We start from the raw sequence: 21457 nt of genomic DNA on the forward strand, positions 1-21457 counted from the left end.
GGAAGTCCGCTTCGTGTCCCAAGACGCCAAACCTCGTCGCACCACCAAGGCCGAACAGCGCGCCGAGATGATGGAGCAGATCCTCGACGCGGCCGAATATCTGTTCTCCAAGCACGGGCTGTATGGGGTCACGCTCAAGGACGTGGCCAAGCGGGTGGGCGTGCACCACACGCTGATGAACTACTACTTCGACGACAAGAAGACCCTGTTCGACGCGGTGTTCGCCCGCCGGGCGGTGGTCACCAGCGAGCGTCGGATGCGGGCGCTGGATGACTACGACAAGGCCACGGATGGCAAGCCCACGGTGGAGGGGGCCTTGCGCGCGTTCCTCGACACCGACCTTGACCTCTATATTGAGGGCGGGGAGGGGTGGAAGAACTACGCCGCCCTCGGCGCCCAGGTCGCCAATGCGCCGGAATGGGGCGCGGCCCTGATGGACGAACACTTCGACCCGGTGGTGCTGCGTCTGATCGCAATCCTGAAAAAGGCGCTGCCGGACTGCTCGGAGGCCGACATCTTCTGGGGCTATCACTTCGTCACCGGCGCCTTGATGCTGACCCTGGCCCGCACGGGTCGGATCGACAAGCTGTCGGGCGGGGTCTGCAAGTCCGACGACTTCTCCGCCGTGAAGGATCGCATGGCCACCTTCATGGCCGGCGGCTTCCTGTCGGTGTGCGGGCGCGCCCAAGCGAGCGAGGCCTAGGGTTGAACCCCTTGCGCGGATAGGTCTGCCAAAGATACTCACTAAGCGAATAGTGAATTAACGAGCGAGCCTGGGCTCGCGGTGGTCGAGGGAAGGAAAGAGCGGATGTTGCTGGATGGACGCGTCGCGATCGTCACCGGGGCTGGCGGCGGACTGGGCCGGGCCCATGCGCTGTATCTGGCGAGCCAGGGCGCCAAGGTGGTCGTCAACGACCTGGACCGAGGCGCGGCCGAACGCGTCGCCGCCGAGATCGCGACCGCTGGCGGTCAGGCGATCGGCGTCGCGGCCTCGGTCACCGACGAGGCCGCCGTCGGGGCGATGGTCGCCCAGGTCATGGACCGGTGGGGACGGATCGACATCCTGGTCAGCAACGCCGGCATCCTGCGCGACAAGAGCTTCGCCAAGATGAGCCTGGACGACTTCCGCCTGGTCGTCGACGTCCACCTGATGGGCGCGGCGGTCTGCGCCAAGGCGGTCTGGGAGATCATGCGCGAGCAGCGCTACGGCCGCATCGTGATGACCACCTCGTCGTCGGGCCTCTACGGCAATTTCGGCCAGGCCAACTACGGCGCGGCCAAGATGGCCCTGGTCGGCCTGATGCAGACCCTGGCCATCGAGGGCGAGAAGTATGGCGTGCGAGTCAACTGCCTGGCCCCGACGGCGGCGACGGGCATGACCGAGGGCGTGCTGTCCGAGGAGAGCCTGCGGCGCCTGGCCCCCGGCCTGGTCAGCCCCGGCCTGCTGGCCCTGGTCGCCGACGAAGCGCCGACCCGGACGATCCTGTGTGCGGGCGCCGGTCACTTCGCCGTCGCCAACATCACCCTGACCGACGGCCGCTATATCGGTGGCGGGCCAGACGCGGGCGAGCAGGTGATCCGCCAATGGGACGGCGTCACCGACCGCGGCGGCGAGATCGTTCCGGCCTATGGCTTCACCCAGGCCGAGCGCGAGCTGGCCAGCGCCGGCCTCGTCGCCAAGGTCGCGGCGGCCCAATCCGTGACCGAGAGGGCGTAATGCGCGAGGCCGTCATCGTCTCCACGGCGCGCACGCCGATCGGCCGCGCCTATCGCGGCGCCTTCAACGACACGCCCTCGCCGACCTTGGCGGCTCACGCCCTGACCCACGCGGTCGCGCGGGCGGGGATCGCGCCGGACGAGATCGAGGACTGCATCCTCGGCTGCTCCCTGCCGCAGGGCTACCAGCAGACCATTGGACGCATGGCCGCCCTGCGCGCCGGGTTCCCGGTCGCCGTGCCGGGCATGACCATCGATCGCCAGTGCTCGTCGGGCCTGATGACCATCGCCACGGCCGCCAAGCAAATCATCGTCGACCGCATGGACGTGATCGTCGCCGGCGGCGTGGAGTCGATCTCGCTGGTCCAGACCTCGCAGTTGCGGGTCGATCAGGATCCGGGGCTCGTGGCGCTGCATCCCGACGCCTACATGCCGATGCTCGACACCGCCGAGACGGTCGCCGCGCGCTACGGGATCACCCGTGAGGCCTGCGACCTCTACAGCCTGGCCTCGCAGTACCGCGCCGCGGCCGCGCAAGAGACCGGGCGCTTCGCCGCCGAAATCGCGCCGATGACCGCGACCATGAAGGTCGTCGACAAGGCCACCCAGGCGGTGTCGTTCCGCAAGGTGACCTTGGAGCGCGACGAGGGCGTTCGGCCCGAAACCACCCTGGAGGGTCTCGCCGCCCTGAAGGCCGTGCGGCCCGGCGGTGTCGTCACCGCCGGCAACGCCAGCCAGCTGTCGGACGGCGCCTCCGCCTGCGTGATGATGGAGGCGCGTCTGGCCGAAAGGCGCGGCCTCGAACCATTGGGCCGCTATGTCGGCATGGCCGTCGCCGGGACCAAGCCCGACGAGATGGGCATCGGTCCGGTCTTCGCCATTCCGCGTCTGCTGGAGCGCTTCGACCTCGGACTCGATGACATTGGCCTCTGGGAGCTAAACGAGGCCTTCGCCTGTCAGGTCCTCTATTGCCGCGATAACCTTGGCATTCCGGACGCGTTGCTGAACGTCAACGGCGGCGCCATCGCGATGGGCCATCCCTATGGCATGTCGGGCGCGCGGCTCGTCGGTCACGCGCTCCTGGAAGGCAAGCGCCGAGGCGCCAAGCATGTCGTCGTCACCATGTGCGTCGGCGGCGGCATGGGCGCGGCCGGCCTGTTCGAGGTCCTGTGATGCGCTGGTGGCTCGCGGTCTTGGCCTTGATGGCCGCGCACGGCGCGGCGCTGGCGCGGGTTCCCGACCCGGCTGTTCAGCATGCGGACTATACCGATCCGGCGCTCTGGCTATGTCGGCCGGACCTCGCGGACAATCGCTGCGAGGTCGATCTCGACGCAACGGTGATCGCGCCCAGCGGCCGCATGACGGTCGAGCGCTACGTCCCGGCCAAGGACCCGAAGATCGACTGCTTTTTTGTTTACCCCACCGTCTCGAATGATCCGGGCTGGATCTCCGACTTCGAGGCCAATGCCGACGAATGGGACAACATCCGGCTGCAGTTCGCCCGCTTTGGCTCGGTCTGTCGGCAATTCGCGCCACTCTATCGTCAAGGCACGCTGCGACGACTGCGCTATCCGGCCGGTGGTCGCAGGCCCGTCGGCGACCCGCCGCCACCCGGCGTCGGGGGCTACGCGGACGTGGTCGACGCCTGGAACTGGTACATGGCTCACGAGAACGAGGGCAGGGGTGTCGTGCTGATCGGCCACAGCCAGGGCGCGGTCATGCTGACCAAGCTGATCGCCGAGGAGATCGAGGGCAAACCGGTCCAGAAACAACTGGTCTCGGCCCTGCTGATGGGCGGACTGGTCATGGTCCCGCCGGGGCAGGACGTCGGCGGATCCTTCAAGTCGACCCCGCTGTGCCGCGCCGCGAGCCAGGTCGACTGCGTGATCACCTATGTCACCTTTCGCGACCGGCTGCCGCCGCCGGCCAACGCGCGCTTCGGCAAGGCGCGCGACGGCCTGAGGGCGGCCTGTGTCAATCCGGCCAGCTTGGCGGGCGGCAAGGGCGAACCGGAGTCCTATTTCCTGACCAAGGGCTTCCTGAATGGCTCCGGCGGAGACATCCAGCCCGAGTGGGTCCGCCCCGCGCGGCCGATTGGCACGTTCTTCGTCAAGACGCCGGGCCTGGTTACGACCGAATGCATTCAGGCCGGCGACTTCAACTACCTGGCTTTGCACCTGAACGCGGTTCCTGCCGATCCGCGCACCGACGAACTGGGCGGCCAGATCATACGGCGCACGGGTGTCGACCTGTCCTGGGGTCTGCATCTGCTCGACGTCGACCACTCGATCGGCACGCTGATCCGCATCGTCCAAAAGCAGGGCCAGGCCTATCTCGTCCGACCGCCAAAGGTCTGATCGCCGGCCAATCGTATCGCCACCGGCCGCGGCGACGATCGCGAAAGGTGGACGGCTTGATTTTGATCCGATCGTGTCGAGCCAATCAAAGCCAAGGCGCGCCGGCGTTTAGCCGGACGGCCAGCCAGTCGGTGAACGCGCGCGTCTTGCTGGGCAGGCCTTGGCGCGAAGGCATGACGATGTAGATGGCGCCCTCGTCGGCCATTGACCAGTCTTCCAGGATCGGAACCAGGCTGCCGGCCTGCAGTTGGCGGCCCACAAGCCAGTCGTTGGCGTAGACCACGCCAAGGCCGCGAACGCCCGCGGCCACCAGCGCTTCGGCGTCGTCACAGGTCAGGGGGCCGTCGACCGGCACGATCCATTGTCCGCCATCGGGGCGCAAGAACTCCCATTGGTTGGGATTGGGTTTGCCCGTGAAGATCAGGCAAGCGTGGCGCTCCAAATCGTCGGGCGAGGCGGGGATTCCCGCCCGGGCCAGATAGGAGGGCGCTGCGCAGAGCATCCGCCGTCGCGACGCGATCTTTCGGGCGATCAGCCGAGAGTCGGCCAAGGCGCCCAGCCGCACGGCCGCGTCGAACCCTTCGCCGATCAGGTCGACGAAACGATTGGTGTATTCGGCCTCCACCCGGATGCGCGGATGCTGCTCGAGGAATTCGGCGATCAACGGCGCCAGCCACATGCGTCCAAAGCTCGCCGGTAGCGACAAACGCAAGCGCCCTTGCGGATCGCCGTGGGCGATTTCGGCCGCTTCGCTGTTGGCTTCCTCCAGCGCTTCGAGCAAAGGCCGCACCCGGCCAAGATAGGCCGTTCCGGCTTCGGTGAGCGCCACCTGCCGGGTGGTCCGTTCGGCCAGGCGAACCCCGAGACGCGCCTCCAGCGCCTGGACCCGCCGCGAGACGATCGTCGGATCCCGGCCAAGGCGCGCCGCGGCGGCGGCGAAAGACCCCGCTTCGGCCAGGGCCACGAAGGCGGCGATCTCCGCCACGTCCAAATCGTAGGATTGCTGCATAATTCGCATTTATAACCTGCGTTATTCGGCCATTAAAGGCGTGATTGCAGTTCCCTAGTTTGGGCGTCTCGACGTTTCGAGGGAGCTTTGCAATGCATGTCATCGAACTGGCCCGTCCCGACACCAAGGCCTTCCAGCGAGTGGTCAGGCCCGATCCCGCCGCGCCCGGCGACCGCCAGGTGCTGGTGCGCATGCGAGCGGCCAGCCTCAACTTCATCGACGTGGCCGTGGTCCGCGGCCACTATCCGGCCGCCAGCTATCCTAATATTCCAGTCGCTGATGGCGCGGGCGAAGTCGTCGAGGTCGGCGCCGGCGTAACCCATCTCAAGGCTGGCGATCGCGTCGCCATTCACCCGAAAGCCATCTGGGTCGGCGGGCGTCCCACGCGCGAGCGCGCGCACATCATGCGGGGCGTCACGGTTCCCGGCTCCTTGACCGAATACCAGCTGGTCGATGCGGCGACGGCGGTGAGGGCGCCCGATCACCTGACTTGGGCCGAGATCGCCGCCCTGCCGATCACCTTCACCACGGGCTGGAGCAGCCTGAAAATGGCCGACATCAACGCCGGCGCGACCATCGTGGTGCTCGGCACGGGCGGCGCCTCGCTTTCGACCTTGCAACTGGCCAAGGCCCAGGGCGCGCGGGTGATCGTCACCTCCTCGTCCGACGACAAGATCGAGCGGGCCAAGGCTCTGGGCGCCGACGCGGGCGTCAACTATCGCACCACGCCGGACTGGCATGAACGGGTGCTCGACCTGACCGACGGCGTCGGCGCGGACCTAGTGTTCGAGGCCGCGGGAACCGATACCTTCCCCCGGTCGATCAAGTCGGTTCGCCAGGGCGGCACGGTGTTCACCATCGGGTTTCGCACCGGCGGGGTCGCCGAGCTGGATCTGATGGCGGTGATCGTCAACGGCCTGCGCATCATCGGGACCAATACCGGCTCGGCGGACGACCTGCGCGAGGCCGTACGGGCGGTGGCGTCGACGGGCCTGCGACCGGTCATCGCCCAGACCTATGGCCTCGATCAGATCGAAGCCGCCTACGAGGCCTTCGCCAAGGGCGAGGCGTTCGGCAAGACGGTGTTCGACATCGCCTGGTGACTAAAGGCGGCGACGCCTTGGCCTCAAGATCAGCGGATCGTGACGATCCGCGGCCAAGGGCGTCGTCGCCCGGCGATCATCTGCATGGCGATCAGCGCGTCCTTGTGAAGCCGCGAGACCTCGACAACGCCGCGGGCCGGCCGATGCTCGCCGAACGCGGCGGCCAAGGCCGCGTCGACCAGCGCCCAGTTGTCCATGTCGGTCACCTGGATCGACACGCTGACGACGCACGTCAAATCGCTGCCCGCGACGTGCAAGATCGCCTGGCAATTGGCGATCACCTGCCGGGTTTGGGCCGCGATCCCCTGCGGGATCGCGTTGGTCGTCGGCGCGGTCGGTAATTGATTGGACAGATAGACCATGTCGCCGGTGACCACGGCCTGGCTGTAGTGACCATTGGGCGACGGCGCGGACGACGTGCTCAAGACCTTCACATCGCAACCTCGATTTCGGTGCGAAAGATCGCGACCGCCTCGCCAGCCACCCGCACGCGGTAGCGTTCAGCCACCCGCCGCACCTCGACCAGGATCGTTCCGGGCCGGCCGACCGCATGGCCTTGCCCGACCTTGAATTGCGCGGGCCGGTCGGCGGTCAGCGCCAGCAGGCCATGGTGGGCAAGATAGGCGCCCAGCGGCCCGGCCGCGTTGCCGGTGACCGGGTCCTCGGCGATGCCGATGGCCGGAGCGAACATGCGCCCATAAGCTCTGACGGCCTCGCCAGGATCGGCCAGGGCGAACGGGTAAAACCCGTTGCTGCCGATACGCGCCGACAGCCGGGCCAGCGCCTGCAGGTCCGGGCTCAGGTCCTGCAGGGCCTGGACCGAGGATAGCGGAACGATCACCTTGCTGTGGCCGGTGGAGACCACGCTGATCGGCGCGAAATCGGCCAGCGCCAACGGCGGCGCGCCCAAGGCGGAATAGACCTCGTCGCGAAGCGCGTGCGGCAACGGCGGGTCGAACGTGGCCAGCGCCTGCGTCATCCAGATGCGCGTGACGCCGTCCGTTCGATCGATCTCGACCGGCAGCACGCCCGCGCCGGTTTTCTGGCGCACGATGCCGTCGGGCGCGCCTTCCATCGCCCGCACCCAGTGACTGGCGATCGTGGCGTGTCCGCAGATCGGCACCTCGGTGGTCGGCGTGAAGAACCGGACGGTCATGTCGTGATCCTCGCCGGCCTCGGGAAAGACAAAGGCGGTCTCCGAGACGTTCATCTCCCGGGCGATGGCCTGCATCGCCGCTTCGGAAAGCCCACGCGCATCGGGCACGACGCCGGCCGGATTGCCAGTGAAGGGCGCGTTGGTGAAGGCGTCGATTTGGTAGAGGCGATAAGCGGGCATGAGATCCTCTCCGACTTGCCCGCCAGTTTAGCTTTGCAACGAACAGGTGAGTATGCTCGACATTGGCCAATCAGTTATGCGTATGACACATAGCTGAATTCATCTTTCGGGCTTGGCTATGGCTCTGATCGCTTCCGATCTCGAACTCTTTTTCGCCGTCGCCGCGAGCGGCGGATTCTCGGCGGCCGGGCGCCGCGTGGGCCTGTCGCCGTCAGCGACGGCGCGGCGCATCGAGGCTTTCGAGCAGCGGCTCGGCGCGCGGCTTTTCAAACGATCGACCCGTGGCTTGGGCCTGACCGAGGCGGGCCGGGTGCTGGCCGAGCAGGGCGGCGACCTGGCTGCGCGGGCCGCGGCTTTGGAGGCGCGCTTGGGCGAGGCCGAACAGCGCCCGACCGGTCTGCTGCGTGTGAGCGCCTCGCACGGCTTTGGCCGGCGCTATGTGGCCCCGCATCTGGGCGCGTTTCGTCAGGCCTTTCCGGATGTTCGCGTCGATCTGCGGCTCGAGGACCAGTTCGTCGACCTGATCGAAGAGGGCGTTGATCTGGCGGTGCGGATTGGACGACTGCCCGACAGCACGTTGCGGGTGCAGACCTTGGGGCCGGCGCGGCGGGTGCTGTGCGCCAGTCCCGACTACCTGACCCGCCGCGGCGCGCCCGCCAGGCCGATCGATCTCGAGGCGCACGACTGCATCGTCGTCGGTCAGGGCGTCGGCGGCCAGGCGGCTTGGCGGTTTTCGGGGGGGCGGTTTTGGCCGTCGTCGCCCGCCATTGTCGTCAGCACACCCGAGGCGGCGGTCGCCGCCGCGCTCGGCGGCGGGGGTCTCGCGCACACGCCCAACTGGCTCACGGCCGACCACCTGGCGCGCGGCGAACTCGTCGCCGTGATGGCCGACTTGGCCGCGCCGGCCGAGCCTGGACACGGCGTCCACCTAGTTTGGCCCGAGCGCCCGCCCGCCAAGACGACGGCGTTCGTCAATTTTCTCAAAGGCCGGTTGTCTGGCGTCTTTGCCTAGGCGCTAGCCAAGTTTCGTCGCGGCCTAGTATCGCTCGCCACTTATCGGGATCCGCTTGACGCTTGCGCCGAGCGGCGGCCATCAAGCCGTCGTTTCGGCGATCCAGCACCCAGGGCGGGGCGCGACGCGAACAGGGAGTCCCGAACGGTCGCCGCCATCGCAGCGTACCCAGCGTCGTTCGGATGAAGCCAGTCACCCTTCTGGAACTCTGAGCGCATGCGTTGGGGATCGGTCGGGTCCGCGAGCGCGCGGTTGAAATCGACCATGGCGTCGAATATCGCCCCAGACCTTATTGCGCTGTTGACGCGCTCGACGGCGGCAAGGCCGGCTTCCGTCTGATTGGCCGTGCCCTTGTAAGGGGCCAGCGTGCCGCCAATGACACGAACACCGTGCGCATGCGCCCGCACCACAAGCTGGCGATAGCCTTCCAGCAGTTGCTCGGCCAGCGCCTCGCTGTCGAAGGTTTTCGTCTCGGCGGCGCGGATGTCATTGATGCCTTCGGAGAAGATGATGTCTGTCAGGCCCGGGATCGCGAAGACATCTCGATCGAGCCGCATGAGCAAGCCGGGCGAGCCCCCGTCCGAGAGGACCTTGTTTCCGCTGATACCCGCGTTCGCGACAATGACCTCGCAGCGCTTGCCGTGGAAGTGGCGGGCGATGCGGCTTGGCCAGTTGTTGTGAGGCGTCGAGCCCGAGCCTTCGGTGATCGAGTCGCCGAGCGCAACGACGACGTGACGGCAGAACGCCTTGGGCGCCGGGGTCTCGACAGCCGAAACGATCGCCGCGCCTCGCACGGTTTTGAGGTCAGTTCCGGGGGTATCGTCGCCTTGGGCCACGCGCACCGCCGCACGGTGGGCGGCGGGCTCCGCTCGACCAGGGTAATGGACGATGATCGCGACATCGCTGAACGCTGGGAGCGATACGTCGACGAAGTCGGTGTATCGGGCCAGCCCGGGTTCGAGCGTGACGCCGTCTGCACCACCGAACTTCGCCAACCTTGGCTCGCCGAGCGTTCCATCCGCGTGAATGACGCGAAGCTCGACCTTGCCGACTGTAACGCGTGAGGTCCCAAGTTCATTGGTCAGGCGCAGAGCGACACGGGTCGTTGGCGCTTGAATGCGGATGTCCTGTCTCACCGACTGTGCGTCGTAGGCGAGCACGTCGCCGTCTTTGGCGGTGGCGGGTCTGAATGTCGGGGAAGAAATCCAAACCGGGATGACCGGGTCGATCTTTGCTTGGGCCGCGCCTGCCCACATCAGCAACGCGGCGGCGACGATAGCCGTCTTCATCGACCCTCCCGAGGACGCTCCGAGCGTCTAAATGTCGTTAGTTAATTTATATGGAGATGTAGAATTCAGATATGAAATTATCCGTTAGCCGGCATGTCAGTCAACCGCCGACAGCGCCACTGCTGTTGCGCAGTGACGTGGCTACGCCTGAACCTGCCGGCGCGCCGCAGTCTTGCCTTGAAGATTCTGAACACGAAAGTCCCGAGGGTGGGTCCTGAGTAATTTATAAATGAAACTAAAATTGACATGCGAACATCTTGAGTGCATCAGGGTTGCAACGGTTTAGAAAAAGAGGGGGCGCACCAAGCTGGGTCTCGCCAGTTCAACGGCGTTCGTCAGCATTGCTTCCCTTGCAACGCGGGCGCGGCGGGCAGGCAGGGCCAGACATCGTCGGCCATCGCTTGGAGGCGCGCGCCGCGACCTCGATCCGGCCGCCCCCGCCGCACCCATCCCCATTCGATGACAAAGACGAGACAAGCTATGAGATGGATGCGGGCAATCGTCTTGGCCTTTGGCATTGCGATGGGCGCGCAAGCCAACGCCGCCGAACAGGCGCATCCAGCGCATGGAAGCCCTCAGGAAAAGCCCATGCGGCTTTGGTACCGGAGCCCGGCGGCAGACAGTGTCCAGGGATGGCTGGACCAGTCCTTGCCGCTTGGAAACGGCTATTTCGGCGTAAATGTTTTCGGCGGCGTCGCTCGTGAGCGACTACAGGTCACCGAAAATAGCTTGGTCGATACGCCCGCCAACGGCATCGGAGGACTCAACAATTTCGCGGAGGTGGCGCTAGAGTTCCCGCACGCGACGCCACAGGATTACAGCCGCGATCTCGACCTCAACACCGCCACGGCCCATGTCCGCTACAGCCACGACGGTGTGACGTTCACACGCGAGTATTTCACCAGCTATCCCGACCGGGTGATGGTGATCCGCCTGGCGGCCTCTCGGCCCGGGGCTCTGGACTTCACGCTCCGCCCTCGGGCGCCTTACCTGGCGCCGTTCCGTCGCACCGAAGACGATCGTCGCGGCAAGCATGCCACGGCCTCGGCGCGGGGCGATCTGATCACCCTGAGCGGCGTGATGGACTACTATGGGATCAAGTTCGAGGCGCAGTTCAAAGTCATCCCGCAGGGGGGCGTCCTTAACGCCAACAACGACGGGGGCGAAGGGAGCATCTCCGTGCACCGTGCCGACAGCGCCGTTATCCTGATGGCGCTGGGGACCAACTATCGCCTGGACCCCCAAGTCTTTTCGGAAAAAGATCCCCTGGCCAAGCTGAAGGGTTTTCCCGATCCCCACCAGCAGGTGAGCGCGACCCTAAACGCCGCCGCCCGTCGCCCGTTCGGGGTTTTGAAAGCGCGACATCTCGCCGACTACGGCGCGCTTTACGGTCGGGCGGCGTTTGACTTGGGCGGGCCTACGCCCTCGCTGCCGACCGACCAGGTGCTGGATGCGGCCAGGAAGGGTGAGTCCGAACCCTACTTGGAAGAGCTCGGCTTCCAACTTGGCCGCTATCTCTTGATTTCGTCCTCGCGGAAGGGGGCGCTACCCCCCAACTTGCAAGGGGTCTGGAACGTCTACCAGGATGCGCCGTGGTCATCGGGATACTGGCACAATGTGAACCAGCAGATGAACTACTGGCCCGCGTTCGTGAATAACCTGCCGGAACTTTTCGACAGCTACATCGACTTCTACAAGGCCTATCTGCCCGCCCACCGGGCGCGGGCCACCGAGTACCTGAAGGCGTATCACCCCACCGGCCTATCGGCCGATGGCGACGATGGCTGGGCGCTTGGCAATTCCATGCGACCGTTGGAGCCGAGCGGAAAGGTCGCGCATTCGGGCTTCGGTACGGGCCCCTGGACGACCATGCTGTTCTGGGATCGGTACGATTTCACGCGCGACAAGACGCTGTTGCGCGAGGTCGTCTACCCGGCGATGCGCGGTCAGGCCAATTTTCTCTCCCGCTTCCTGACCGAGAAGGACGGCAAGTTTCTCGCCGCGCCGTCGTCATCTCCAGAGAACGCCGCGAGCCTGCAGTCAGTCGGTACGACGTTCGACCAGCAGATGATTTTCGAGAACTACCGCGACACGGTTGCGGCGGCGGGCCTGCTGGGCGTCAGCAACGATCCGGTGATCGCCAGGATCAACGCTCAAAAGGACAAGCTCGACCCAATTCGGATCGGGGCGTCCGGCCAGATCAAGGAATATCAGGAGGAAACGACCTACGGTTCGATCGGAGACCCCAAGCACCGACATATCTCGCAATTGCTTGGCGTCTATCCTGGCCGTCTGATCACCAGCGACACCCCCGCCTGGCGAGACGCGGCCAAGGTTTCGCTTCGAGGCCGCGGATCCGTTGGCGGAACCGGCTGGGCGCAGGCCGAGCGGATGCTCACATGGGCCCGTCTCGGGGATGGCGACACCGCCTACTATTTCTACCGGTACTGGCTGACCCATCACGCCATGTCCAACCTGTGGAACAATCACCGGGACTCCCTGACGACGAAACTGTTCCAGGTCGATGGAAACTTCGGCGTCAGCGCGGGCGTGGGAGAGATGCTGCTCCAGAGCGCGGACGGCGTGATTGCGCCTCTGGCGGCCTTGCCGAGCTCCTGGCGTGAAGGCCACTACCGTGGCCTGCTGGCCCGCGGGGCCTTTGAAGTTTCCGCCGACTGGTCCAACGGCCATGCTGATCGGTTTGAAATCCTTTCCAAGGTCGGCGGCCCCCTGACGCTCCGCTATCCTGGGATAGCCCTGGCGAAAATTCGCACGGCGAAGGGGGCGAGCGTCTCGGTTCGTCCCGATGCACGCGGCGATGTGAGCTTCGACACCGCGCCAGGCGTGACCTACGTCGTGACATCGATCCCGCCGGCAAGCGTCTCGCCGCTCACCGAAGATTTGAAAATCGCCGCCGATCGGTACGAAACCGTTTTGCTAAGCTGGCGCGCCGACCCCCGGTTTAAAGCCTACGCCGTCGAGCGGGCGGTGGGCGACGCCCCGGCCTACGAGCAGATCGCCAACGGTCTCTCCCAATCGCAGTACGTGGATGAAGACGCCACGGTCGGCGCCGTTCAACACCTTCGCTATCGGGTCATCGGCGTCACAGCCGCCGGAGAGAGGGTGGCTAGTGAAGGCATTTTCCGAAACCGACCTGAGCGCGACGCCGTCGGCCGCCTTCGACCCGTCGATGATCTCCCTTACCGACCCGAGGGGGCGCGCTGACCGGAGCGTCGATAGAGCCCCGCAACCGCCCAGCGCTATCGATCGGGCGGGAGCTCCGCGTTCATCCGGCTCCAACGCGGACCCACGCCCGCGGCCTGGAACCCCCGTCCCCAATGCTTATGTAGGGTTGATTCGTATGTAACCATAAGTTGTCCACAACTTTTTGCCGAACATGGCGATCGAGCGCTAGTCAGGCCTTTTTGGAACGTGCATCGGTTCCTTGCTCAACCGGGGCGAGACGTCCCAAGCGCGGGGATACAGGTCATGTACGTCAAGACTTTCGGCTCGGGTGACGACGTCTATGTCGGCGACGAAGGCGCTCCCGACAATGTCGACGTGGTCTATGGCGGCGCTGGCGTCGATCAGATCTCCGGAGGGCTCGACGCCGACATTCTGCACGGCGACGAGGGCGATGATCTCCTGAACGGCGGCGTGGGCGACGACATCCTCGATGGCGGGGAAGGCGACGACACGGCGGTGTTCTCCGGCGCGGCGGGTGACTACGTCTGGAGCGGTGATCGGATCTCCGCGACGATCACCGGTCCCGACGGGACCGACACCCTGGTCAACGTCGAACGCTTGCGGTTCGGCGCGACGGTCATCGACCTGCCGGCGCCAAACGCAGCCCCGGGCCCGCTGACCGATAGCGACGCCGCGGCCAACACCGTCGCAGAAGACGCGGCGAACGGGACCGCCGTCGTCGGTCTCGCGCTGAGCGCTGTCGATCCGGACGTGGGCCAGGTCCTGACCTACAGCCTGCTGGATGACGCGGGCGGACGCTTTGCCATCGACCCCGCGACCGGCGTCGTCACCGTGGCCGACGCTTCCAAGCTTAGCTTCGAAACCGCGACATCGCATCAGATCACGGTGCAAGTCAGCGATGGGACCGCGACTTCGTCGGCCAACTTCACCATCGAGGTGACCAACGCCGCGCCGACCACGCCGCTAGACGCCGATACGGCGGTCAACGCCGTCTCGGAAGGGGCCGCCGATGGGGCGACGGTTGGGGTCACGGCCTCGGCGACGGATCCGAAGACCGGGGCAGTAACCTATAGCCTCGCCGATGACGCGGGCGGCCGTTTCGCGATCGATCCGGTGACAGGCGTCGTCACTGTGGCCGACGCCACCAAGCTGAACTTCGAGACTGCGCCCTCGCATCAGATCACCATCCTGGCCACCGATGGCCAAGGCGCGTTCAGCAGCCAGAACTTCACCATCGCCGTGACCAACGTCGCGAACGGTGCGCCGACCGACGGCGACGGCGCTGCCAACACCGTCTCCGAAGGCGCGGTGAATGGCGCGGTGGTCGCGGGCTTGGCGATCGGCGCCGCCGACGTAAACGGCGGTCCGCTGGTCTACAGTCTGCTGGACAACGCTGGAGGCCGCTTCGCCATCGACGCCGCGACCGGCGTCGTCACCGTGGCCAATGCCAACCTGCTGAACTTCGAGACGGCGACCTCGCACGTCATTGTCGTCCAGGCTAGCAGTGGAACCGAGAGCGCTAGCGCCAGCTTCACGATCGACGTCACCAACGCCGCTCCGGCGGCTCCCTCCGACATCAACGGGGCGGCCAACCGGGTGTCGGAGCACGCCACGAACGGGACCGTGGTCGCCGGCTTGACCCTAACCGCCCCAGATCCGCACGGCGGGACGGTCACCTATAGCCTGACCGATGACGCGGGAGGCCGCTTCGCCATCGACGCCGCGACCGGCGTCGTCACCGTGGCCAACGCCAGCCTGCTGGACGCCGACACGCAAGGCAGCCACACCCTCACGGTGCGGGCCAGCGACGGAGCCCTGACCAGCAGCAGCAACATCACCGTCACCCTGATCGACGAGATCGATAGCTACTGGACCGGCACCGCGGGCGCCGACGGCTTTACCGTGCCCGATGTTCAGGATTGGCAGCTTACCGGGCTGGACGGCAACGACACCCTGACCGGTGGTGTCGGCGACGACATCCTCATTGGCGGCTCGGGCAACAACACCCTGTCCGGCGGCGCTGGCAACGACACCTTCCTGATTGGCCCCTCGGGCGGCAATGACATCTTCGATGGCGGCGCGGGCACGGACACGATCAAATTCACCGCTAGCAACGTCATCGTCACCGTCAGGTCGATCGCGGGGATGGAGGTCATCGACAGCGGAAGCTTCACCAATGTCGGCTTCCAGGGAACCGACCGCAACGACGTCTGGGATTTCAGCGGCATGGCGGGCATCGGCACGATGAGCGTCTATGCCGGCCTGGGCAACGACACCATCAACGGCACCCAGGGAAACGACATCCTTCGAGGCCAGGACGGGAACGACGTCCTCTACGGCAACAACGGCGACGATATCTTCGAAGGCGGCGTCGGCGACGACGCCCTGATCGGCGGCAACGGGAACGACCTCTTCCTAGTCGGCGAATACACGGGGCAGGACGGCTACGACGGCGGCGCCGGGTTCGACGAGATCCGAGCCTACCAGAACAACGCCACCATCTTCCTGTCGTCGCTCGCCAATGTCGAAAAGATCAGTTCGGGCGGCTTCGCCGGCGCCTGGATCGGCGTCCAATACCTGCTCACCGTCATCAATTGGGATTTCACCAACGTTCAGCTCCAGGGGATCGGGTACATCTCCGGCGGCAACCAGGGCGACACCATCATCGGCAGCGCCGGCAACGACACGATCGTCGGCAACGGCGGCCCCGACACGCTCAAGGGCGGGGCGGGCGACGACACCTTCGTCTATGGCGGATCCGATGGGACCAACTACCGCTTCGACACCGTCGATGGCGGGGCGGGGTGGGACAAGCTGGTCGCCAATGGCGCCGGCGCCACGATCGAATTGGGCGCGATGACCAGCGTCGAGGAGCTCTCCACCGGCGGCTTCGCCAATGTCGCGCTCGTTATGTCGACCGCTAACGACACGCTCGACCTGCGGACCATGACCGTGACCGGAAAGTTCGCCGTGTTCGCCCTCAACGGCGGCGACGACACCTTCTATGGAACTGCCGGAGCCGATTTCGTCGATGGCGGGGCCGGCAATGACTTCATCGACACGGGCGATGGCGACGACATCATCCAGCTGAGCTTCGGCGCCGGTTGGGACGACATCCGAGGGGGCGCCGGCTACGACAAGATCATCGCGCCCGGTGGGGGCGCCGTATGGGTGCCCTTCAACTTCCAGGGAATCGAGGAGGTCGTGGGCAGCGTCTCGGGCAATACCCAGATCCACGGAACCTCCGGCGATGACATGATCGATCTTCGCGGGGTCAAGCTCACCCAGATTCAATACATCACCGGCGAGCTCGGCAACGACACGATCCACGGGACGTACGACAACGACGTGATCATGGGCACGGGCGGCCTGGACACCATCTATGGCGAGTCCGGCGACGACCGGATCTATTTCACCGCCTACGGCGACACGGACGCGGTCGATGGCGGCTCCGGCTACGACACCTTGGCGGCCTGGTCGCAGGGCGTGATCATCGCCGTCAGTTCGATGACCAACATCGAGGCCATCGACGGCGCGGGTAACGCCAATGTCGGCGTCGCCTTCACCGACGGAAATGACAACTTCAACCTGACGAACATCGCGGTCACCGGGGTCGCCTATATCGACCTGAAGGCCGGCGATGACATCTTCGTCGGGTCGGCCAGCGCCGACCGCATCGTCGGGGGCCTGGGTTCCGACACCATGACAGGCGGGGCCGGGGCCGACGTCTTCGACTTCAACGACGCGACCGAAGGCAACTGGGACGTGATCACTGACTTCGTCAGCGGCGTGGACAGGATCGATCTGTCGACGATCGACGCCTCGCCGGCCAACTCGCAAGGCAACCACGCCTTCGTGTTCCTTGGCACGGGGGATTTCACGCACGCCACGGGCCAGGTTCGCTATGCCGTCACCTCGGACGGAGTCGTGTTCTCGGGCGACGTGAACGGCGACGGCGTCGCCGACTTCAACGTCACCATGCTCGGCGTGTCCTCGCTCACCGCGGCGGACTTCGTCCTCTAGCCACCGTCCGGCCCGGTCCGGCGACCTTTTTGAAACCGAAGGTCGCCGGACCGGTCTCGACGCCGATCAACCGGCGAACGTGAAATGGCCCGCGTTCTGCCGCCCAACTTCACGGCCGCGGACGTCAGCCACCGAGGAGGGCGCTCTTCCTTTAAGCCTTGGCCAACGTGCTGGCCGTCTTGCCGTCATACTGACCGCCGAAGCGAGTTTTCAGGTGGGCCATGATCGTTCCGACATTGGCGTCGGGGTTCTTGGTTCGAAAGTCGTTGATGGCTTCGCGCAGTTCCGATTCCGTCATCTGCCTTGGACCGTACGAGGACAGGATCGCCAATTCCGTCTCAGCCGCCTTGGCTCGCTCGTCCACCTTCGACACATCGCCACCGGCTTCGGTCAGACGCGCGCGCTCGGTTGCGAGATTTTCCAACGTCAGCTTTGTGTTCTTCAAGAACTTCGCGACGGTTGCGACAACCTTTTCGTCAGTGATTTCCGTCACGCCGCGCTTGAATTCTTCGGTCGTGATCTGTGTAGATTCGCCGATCAATGTGGTGAGCAGGTCGGCCTTCAGGCGGTCGTTCAGCTTGCGCGCCGCCAGTTGGTCAGCTTTGAGTTCGTCGAGCAAAGCCATGTCGTCGTCCTTTCGGTTCACTCTATTCGGTAGCGCCGTCGCGGGTTGCGACCACAGCTCTCAAGAGCACGGTCGGGGCGTAAGTCGCGAGAGGGGCCGGGCTAAATACCCGCCCCGTCGGTGCAACGATCTCACGTCTCTCGGATAAGACAGGGAGCGCATCAAACCCATTCCGATGCTTGCCCCGTTGCGCGACGAGGTCGCGCCAGTGAGCCCCGGCATCTCCGCACATCATCCTGCGTTGGGCGAGTTGAAAGATAAGCGTCTAACGTCGTGTGCGCAAAAAGGGGCGCCTGGGCGACGGCAAGCGCCGCCCAGGTCTGAGCGCGGTGTGCGACGCCGGTCTCGGGATCGCAGCCAGGATAGGCGTGGCGCACGCATGGCGCGCGCCTGTCTCGCCAGTTGCTTGCGCGGCGAGGGACGAGAACCCGGACTAGTAACGGAAGCGCAGGGCCATGAAGTATTGGGGGCCGCTCTCGCTGACCTCGGTGATCGAGTCCTCGCCGGCCTTGTACATGATGTCCCGAGCGCCGGTGACGTTCAGGGCCTGCAGCTTCAGTTGCAGGTTCTTGGTGAGATCGTAGTTGGCCGACAGGTTGAGGATGCCCGAGCCGCGGACGTTGCGATTGGTGCCGCTGTTGGGTTTGGAATAGTCCGTCCGGTAGCGGTAGGACGCCCGCAGCTGGAGCTTCTTGCCCTCCCAGAACACCGAACCATTGACGTTGTTCTTGGAAAGGCCCCGCAGATTGGCGGGCTGGACGTAGGGCGCGACCGTCGAGGGGTCCGGGAAGGCAAAGTCGGCGTGGGCATAGTTGTAGCCGATGGTGGCGCCAAGCCCGTCGAAGGGCTTGGGCAGCATGCTGAAGATGTAGCTTCCGGTTGCCTCGAAGCCGTAGAGATGTCGCGTGGTTGGGTCATTGGCTGGCGCGACGGCGTTGAAGGTCACCAGTTGTCCATTGGCGATGATCGAGGTGGTGAAGGGCTGCACCGCATCGAACGAGGCGTTCTTGATCCACTTGTAATAGGTCGCGAACGACAGGGCGCTTTCCGGCGTCAGGTAAAACTCGAGCGAGCTGTCGAGATTCCACGCCGCCAGCGGTTTGAGCTTTGGATTACCGGTATTGGAGTTGGCCAGGGCCGCCTGGACCGTCGTGGCCGTGGCGTCGACGACCGGCGTAATGCCGACGTTGAAGTCCTCGATGCCGGAGCGTGAGATCGCGCGCGAGGCCCCAAACCGCAGGCGGGTCTTGTCGGTGAGGTCGAAGTTCACGTTCAGGCTAGGCAGCCAGTAGTGGTACTTGCCCTCGCCCTTCATGGTCGAGATCGTCCCCGGAATCGACGTCACGGTGGCGATTGAACCGGCGACCGATGGCGTCACCAGGACCTCGGATCGGAAGCCCGTCGACTCGGCTTTTGTCTCGACGTAGCGCAAGCCCATGTTGCCGCTGACGGGCACGCCGTTCAGTTCGGACCGGAACTGGCCCATCACATAGGCCGAAGCGATCTTCTCCTTGACGTTGATGTCTTCGGGACCGCGGCTATCGGCGAGCAGCGGATTCGTGTCGCGACCGGTATAGGCGCGGAACAGGCAGCTGTTGTCGAACTGCGCCCACGACCGAATGTTGGTCGAGGACTTGTCCATGAAGCGGGTCGTGGCAAACGGGGCCCGGCAATTGGTGTTGGCCTGAGCGACGATCTGGGCGGCGGTCAGGCCATCGCGGGCGATCGGAATGCTGACGTCGCTATTGTTGTTGGCGTCGTTCTTGCGGGTGTGGACGGAGTAGCGGAAGCCGCCGCTCAAGGTGTGGAAGAAGCCCCCGCCCAGGTCATATTTGCCGTCGAGACGAACAGCGCTGATGGCGTCCTTTCGGTCGGTGATCAGGCGGTAGCGGGCGTAGTTGGTGTTAGCCGCCGGGGTCGCGATCAGGAAGTTGGCCGGGTCATTGAGGTCAAAGCCGACGAAGGTGACGTCCGGGACCACATCGTTCGCGCCGTCGAGCGTGTAGACCACGCGGCGCCCGGAACGCATGTTGGTGGCCTTTTGCAGCTCGGTACGATGCGACCTCGAATAGGAGAGGTCGCTGCTGAGGGTCAGGCGATCGCCCTGCCAGGTCGTGGCCAAACCGCCGCCGACATATTCCTCCTCGCGCAGGCGGTCTTCACGCTGGACCTCCAGGTTCGAGTTGCCCGTATATTTTATCAGCGCGCCGTCGCTGTAGCCGTTGTTCTGCCCGCCGATGATCAGAGGCGTAACGCCGCGAGCCGCTTCTGTAATGGCGAGCTGGTTGCGGTTTTCCAGGCTCGAGCGCTTGGAGTACTGGCCGTCCAGCACGAAATCGAGGCTCTTGGTCGGCTGCCATTGCAGGGCGCCGATGACGCCGTCGCGAATCTCGCTTGTGTTGATCTGGCGGAAGGTCCGCGAGGTGGTGGCGAAATAGAGGGGGCTGTCGGTCGTCCCGGCTTGGTTGGCCGCCGACAGGGTCGAGCGAACCGCGCAGTTGAAGCTCGTGCCCGCCGCCGTCTGGGCCGCGGCGGTTCCGGTGATCAGGGTCGCGTCCAGGGCCGAGGTCGAGCAGGGAATAAAGGCCGAGTTCGTTGAGTAGTAATCTTCGGGCTGCGCTTGGTCCTGGTGCTGGTAGCCGATCGAAGCGCCAATGCGGCCGATCTTGGTGTCCCAACGATTGGTGGCCGAGACGTTGTAGCGATATCCCAGCCCGTCGCGACCCCGCACGGCGTCGTCCTTGGGCGAATACATCTCGCGGAACTCAGCCTGGATGCGCGGCTTGGCTTCCAGCGGGCGGATCGATCGCAGATTGATGACGCCAGCGATGCCGCCTTCAGCCATGTCGGCCTGTTGAGTCTTGTAGACCAGGACGCCGTTGATCAGCTCCGAGGGGAATTGCTGGAACGCCACCGAGCGATCGGGGCCGGCGGTCGACACCTCGCGGCCATTGAAGGTGGAGAAGCTGAGCGTTGGGCCCAGGCCGCGCACGGAAAGCTCGTTGGCGTTGCCCTTGAAGCGGTCGGCGGTGACGCCGGTGATCCGCTCTAGCGTGTCTCCGACCGAATTGTCGGGCAGATTACCGATCTCGTCGTTGACGATGGCGTCGACGATCGTCTCGGTGTTGCGCTTGGTGGCGATGGAGTTGCGCTGGGTGGCGCGGATGCCCGTGACAACCAATTCGTCGACCTGAGCGCTCGGCGACTCGCTCGGAGCGGGCTGGTGTGTCGCTTGCGCTGTAACAACGGCGGGCGCGAAGGCGATAGCCGCGGTGGCCAAGAGCGCGGCGCGACGGCCTCGCGAAGACTGCAGGCTCATTTTCCCCCCTTTGGGTTGGCGGCGAACCCTCTTTGGGGCCCTCTAACAAACCAAGGTTAGGCCAATAATGACACCGGTGACAAGACTGGCATGACCAAATTTGCGAAATTGATTAGGCCATTTGTCGTGCGAGCGTGGCGGAATTTGCGCTCAAACGCCTTCGGCGCTACGGGATTGCCGTCGTTCAACCATGTTGGCGGCTTAAGTACGATAAAAATCCCGCTTAGGCTGTTTTTTCGGTGGGATTTGGTATGACAAATTTAGCGAGCTGGCCAGAAGTGGCGTGGCCAAAACCGATCTAGATCTGCGCGAGCGGGATCGTCTTCAGCCGCCGGGCGCCGGCGCCCCACGCACTGCCTCTTGCTTCTACCCGAACAGCGGCACGGGCCCTCTGCCGCCGCCGTTCCAGTTGGCCCAGTTGGGGAAGACGTAGGGCAGGTCGGCGGGGCTGACGCCGTACC

At 65.3% G+C, this 21457-nt stretch carries 14 protein-coding genes; 8 read left to right on the forward strand and 6 right to left on the reverse strand.

Going from position 1 to position 21457, the window contains the following annotated elements:
* Positions 1-13: 13 nt before the first annotated feature.
* From ABIC66_RS16070 to ABIC66_RS16085, 4 genes are all read left to right on the forward strand, one after another.
* Positions 14-703: a TetR/AcrR family transcriptional regulator gene (locus ABIC66_RS16070; RefSeq protein WP_354071264.1), complete on the forward strand. Its 690-nt coding sequence runs from the start codon at positions 14-16 to the stop codon at positions 701-703.
* Between the two features lie 105 nt (positions 704-808).
* Positions 809-1717, forward strand: coding sequence for an SDR family NAD(P)-dependent oxidoreductase (locus ABIC66_RS16075; protein WP_354071265.1), 909 nt, complete (start codon positions 809-811; stop codon positions 1715-1717).
* Positions 1717-2889, forward strand: a complete 1173-nt coding sequence (locus ABIC66_RS16080) for an acetyl-CoA C-acyltransferase (RefSeq protein ID WP_354071266.1) — start codon at positions 1717-1719, stop codon at positions 2887-2889. The genes ABIC66_RS16075 and ABIC66_RS16080 overlap by 1 nt, the downstream gene beginning before the upstream one ends.
* Complete coding sequence (locus ABIC66_RS16085) at positions 2889-4073, forward strand: DUF3089 domain-containing protein (RefSeq protein WP_354071267.1); 1185 nt, start codon at positions 2889-2891, stop codon at positions 4071-4073. The genes ABIC66_RS16080 and ABIC66_RS16085 overlap by 1 nt, the downstream gene beginning before the upstream one ends.
* Positions 4074-4158: 85 nt before the next feature.
* Here ABIC66_RS16085 and ABIC66_RS16090 read toward each other — a convergent pair whose 3' ends face one another.
* Positions 4159-5082, reverse strand: coding sequence for a LysR substrate-binding domain-containing protein (locus ABIC66_RS16090; RefSeq protein WP_354071268.1), 924 nt, complete (start codon positions 5080-5082; stop codon positions 4159-4161).
* 92 nt (positions 5083-5174) lie between these two features.
* Here ABIC66_RS16090 and ABIC66_RS16095 point away from each other — a divergent pair, with 92 nt between their 5' ends.
* Positions 5175-6185: a zinc-dependent alcohol dehydrogenase family protein gene (locus ABIC66_RS16095; RefSeq protein ID WP_354071269.1), complete on the forward strand. Its 1011-nt coding sequence runs from the start codon at positions 5175-5177 to the stop codon at positions 6183-6185.
* A 29-nt stretch (positions 6186-6214) separates the two neighbouring features.
* On the opposite strand, the gene ABIC66_RS16100 is transcribed toward ABIC66_RS16095, so the two are convergent.
* Both ABIC66_RS16100 and ABIC66_RS16105 read right to left on the reverse strand, forming a co-directional pair.
* Positions 6215-6610: a RidA family protein gene (locus ABIC66_RS16100; protein ID WP_354071270.1), complete on the reverse strand. Its 396-nt coding sequence runs from the start codon at positions 6608-6610 to the stop codon at positions 6215-6217.
* A 5-nt stretch (positions 6611-6615) separates the two neighbouring features.
* Complete coding sequence (locus ABIC66_RS16105; RefSeq protein WP_354071271.1) at positions 6616-7521, reverse strand: PhzF family phenazine biosynthesis isomerase; 906 nt, start codon at positions 7519-7521, stop codon at positions 6616-6618.
* Between the two features lie 118 nt (positions 7522-7639).
* Between ABIC66_RS16105 and ABIC66_RS16110 the strand changes: the two genes are divergently transcribed.
* Entirely contained in the window at positions 7640-8533 is an 894-nt protein-coding gene (locus tag ABIC66_RS16110; RefSeq protein ID WP_354071272.1) for a LysR family transcriptional regulator, read from the forward strand.
* A gap of 41 nt (positions 8534-8574) precedes the next feature.
* Here the strand turns inward: ABIC66_RS16110 and ABIC66_RS16115 are convergent, their stop codons facing one another.
* Positions 8575-9822: a GDSL-type esterase/lipase family protein gene (locus ABIC66_RS16115; RefSeq protein WP_354071273.1), complete on the reverse strand. Its 1248-nt coding sequence runs from the start codon at positions 9820-9822 to the stop codon at positions 8575-8577.
* 489 nt (positions 9823-10311) lie between these two features.
* Between ABIC66_RS16115 and ABIC66_RS16120 the strand changes: the two genes are divergently transcribed.
* Complete coding sequence (locus tag ABIC66_RS16120) at positions 10312-13047, forward strand: glycoside hydrolase family 95 protein (protein WP_354071274.1); 2736 nt, start codon at positions 10312-10314, stop codon at positions 13045-13047.
* A gap of 264 nt (positions 13048-13311) precedes the next feature.
* Entirely contained in the window at positions 13312-17052 is a 3741-nt protein-coding gene (locus ABIC66_RS16125) for a beta strand repeat-containing protein (RefSeq protein WP_354071275.1), read from the forward strand.
* A gap of 151 nt (positions 17053-17203) precedes the next feature.
* On the opposite strand, the gene ABIC66_RS16130 is transcribed toward ABIC66_RS16125, so the two are convergent.
* Positions 17204-17677, reverse strand: coding sequence for a GatB/YqeY domain-containing protein (locus ABIC66_RS16130; protein WP_354071276.1), 474 nt, complete (start codon positions 17675-17677; stop codon positions 17204-17206).
* A 433-nt stretch (positions 17678-18110) separates the two neighbouring features.
* On the reverse strand, positions 18111-20996 hold the full coding sequence (locus ABIC66_RS16135) for a TonB-dependent receptor (RefSeq protein WP_354071277.1): 2886 nt from the start codon (positions 20994-20996) through the stop codon (positions 18111-18113).
* Positions 20997-21457 lie beyond the last annotated feature (461 nt).

The sequence above is a fragment of the Caulobacter sp. 1776 genome (assembly GCF_040545685.1).
Lineage (GTDB): Bacteria > Pseudomonadota > Alphaproteobacteria > Caulobacterales > Caulobacteraceae > Caulobacter.

Excerpts from the sequence above, each read along its gene's own strand:
- ABIC66_RS16090 (WP_354071268.1), bottom strand. The coding sequence starts at position 5,082 with ATGCAGCAATCCTACGATTTGGACGTGGCGGAGATCGCCGCCTTCGTG.
- ABIC66_RS16075 (WP_354071265.1), top strand. The coding sequence starts at position 809 with ATGTTGCTGGATGGACGCGTCGCGATCGTCACCGGGGCTGGCGGCGGA.
- ABIC66_RS16120 (WP_354071274.1), top strand. The coding sequence starts at position 10,312 with ATGCGGGCAATCGTCTTGGCCTTTGGCATTGCGATGGGCGCGCAAGCC.
- ABIC66_RS16110 (WP_354071272.1), top strand. The coding sequence starts at position 7,640 with ATGGCTCTGATCGCTTCCGATCTCGAACTCTTTTTCGCCGTCGCCGCG.
- ABIC66_RS16125 (WP_354071275.1), top strand. The coding sequence starts at position 13,312 with ATGTACGTCAAGACTTTCGGCTCGGGTGACGACGTCTATGTCGGCGAC.
- ABIC66_RS16085 (WP_354071267.1), top strand. The coding sequence starts at position 2,889 with ATGCGCTGGTGGCTCGCGGTCTTGGCCTTGATGGCCGCGCACGGCGCG.
- ABIC66_RS16105 (WP_354071271.1), bottom strand. The coding sequence starts at position 7,521 with ATGCCCGCTTATCGCCTCTACCAAATCGACGCCTTCACCAACGCGCCC.
- ABIC66_RS16095 (WP_354071269.1), top strand. The coding sequence starts at position 5,175 with ATGCATGTCATCGAACTGGCCCGTCCCGACACCAAGGCCTTCCAGCGA.
- ABIC66_RS16080 (WP_354071266.1), top strand. The coding sequence starts at position 1,717 with ATGCGCGAGGCCGTCATCGTCTCCACGGCGCGCACGCCGATCGGCCGC.
- ABIC66_RS16115 (WP_354071273.1), bottom strand. The coding sequence starts at position 9,822 with ATGAAGACGGCTATCGTCGCCGCCGCGTTGCTGATGTGGGCAGGCGCG.
- ABIC66_RS16135 (WP_354071277.1), bottom strand. The coding sequence starts at position 20,996 with ATGAGCCTGCAGTCTTCGCGAGGCCGTCGCGCCGCGCTCTTGGCCACC.
- ABIC66_RS16130 (WP_354071276.1), bottom strand. The coding sequence starts at position 17,677 with ATGGCTTTGCTCGACGAACTCAAAGCTGACCAACTGGCGGCGCGCAAG.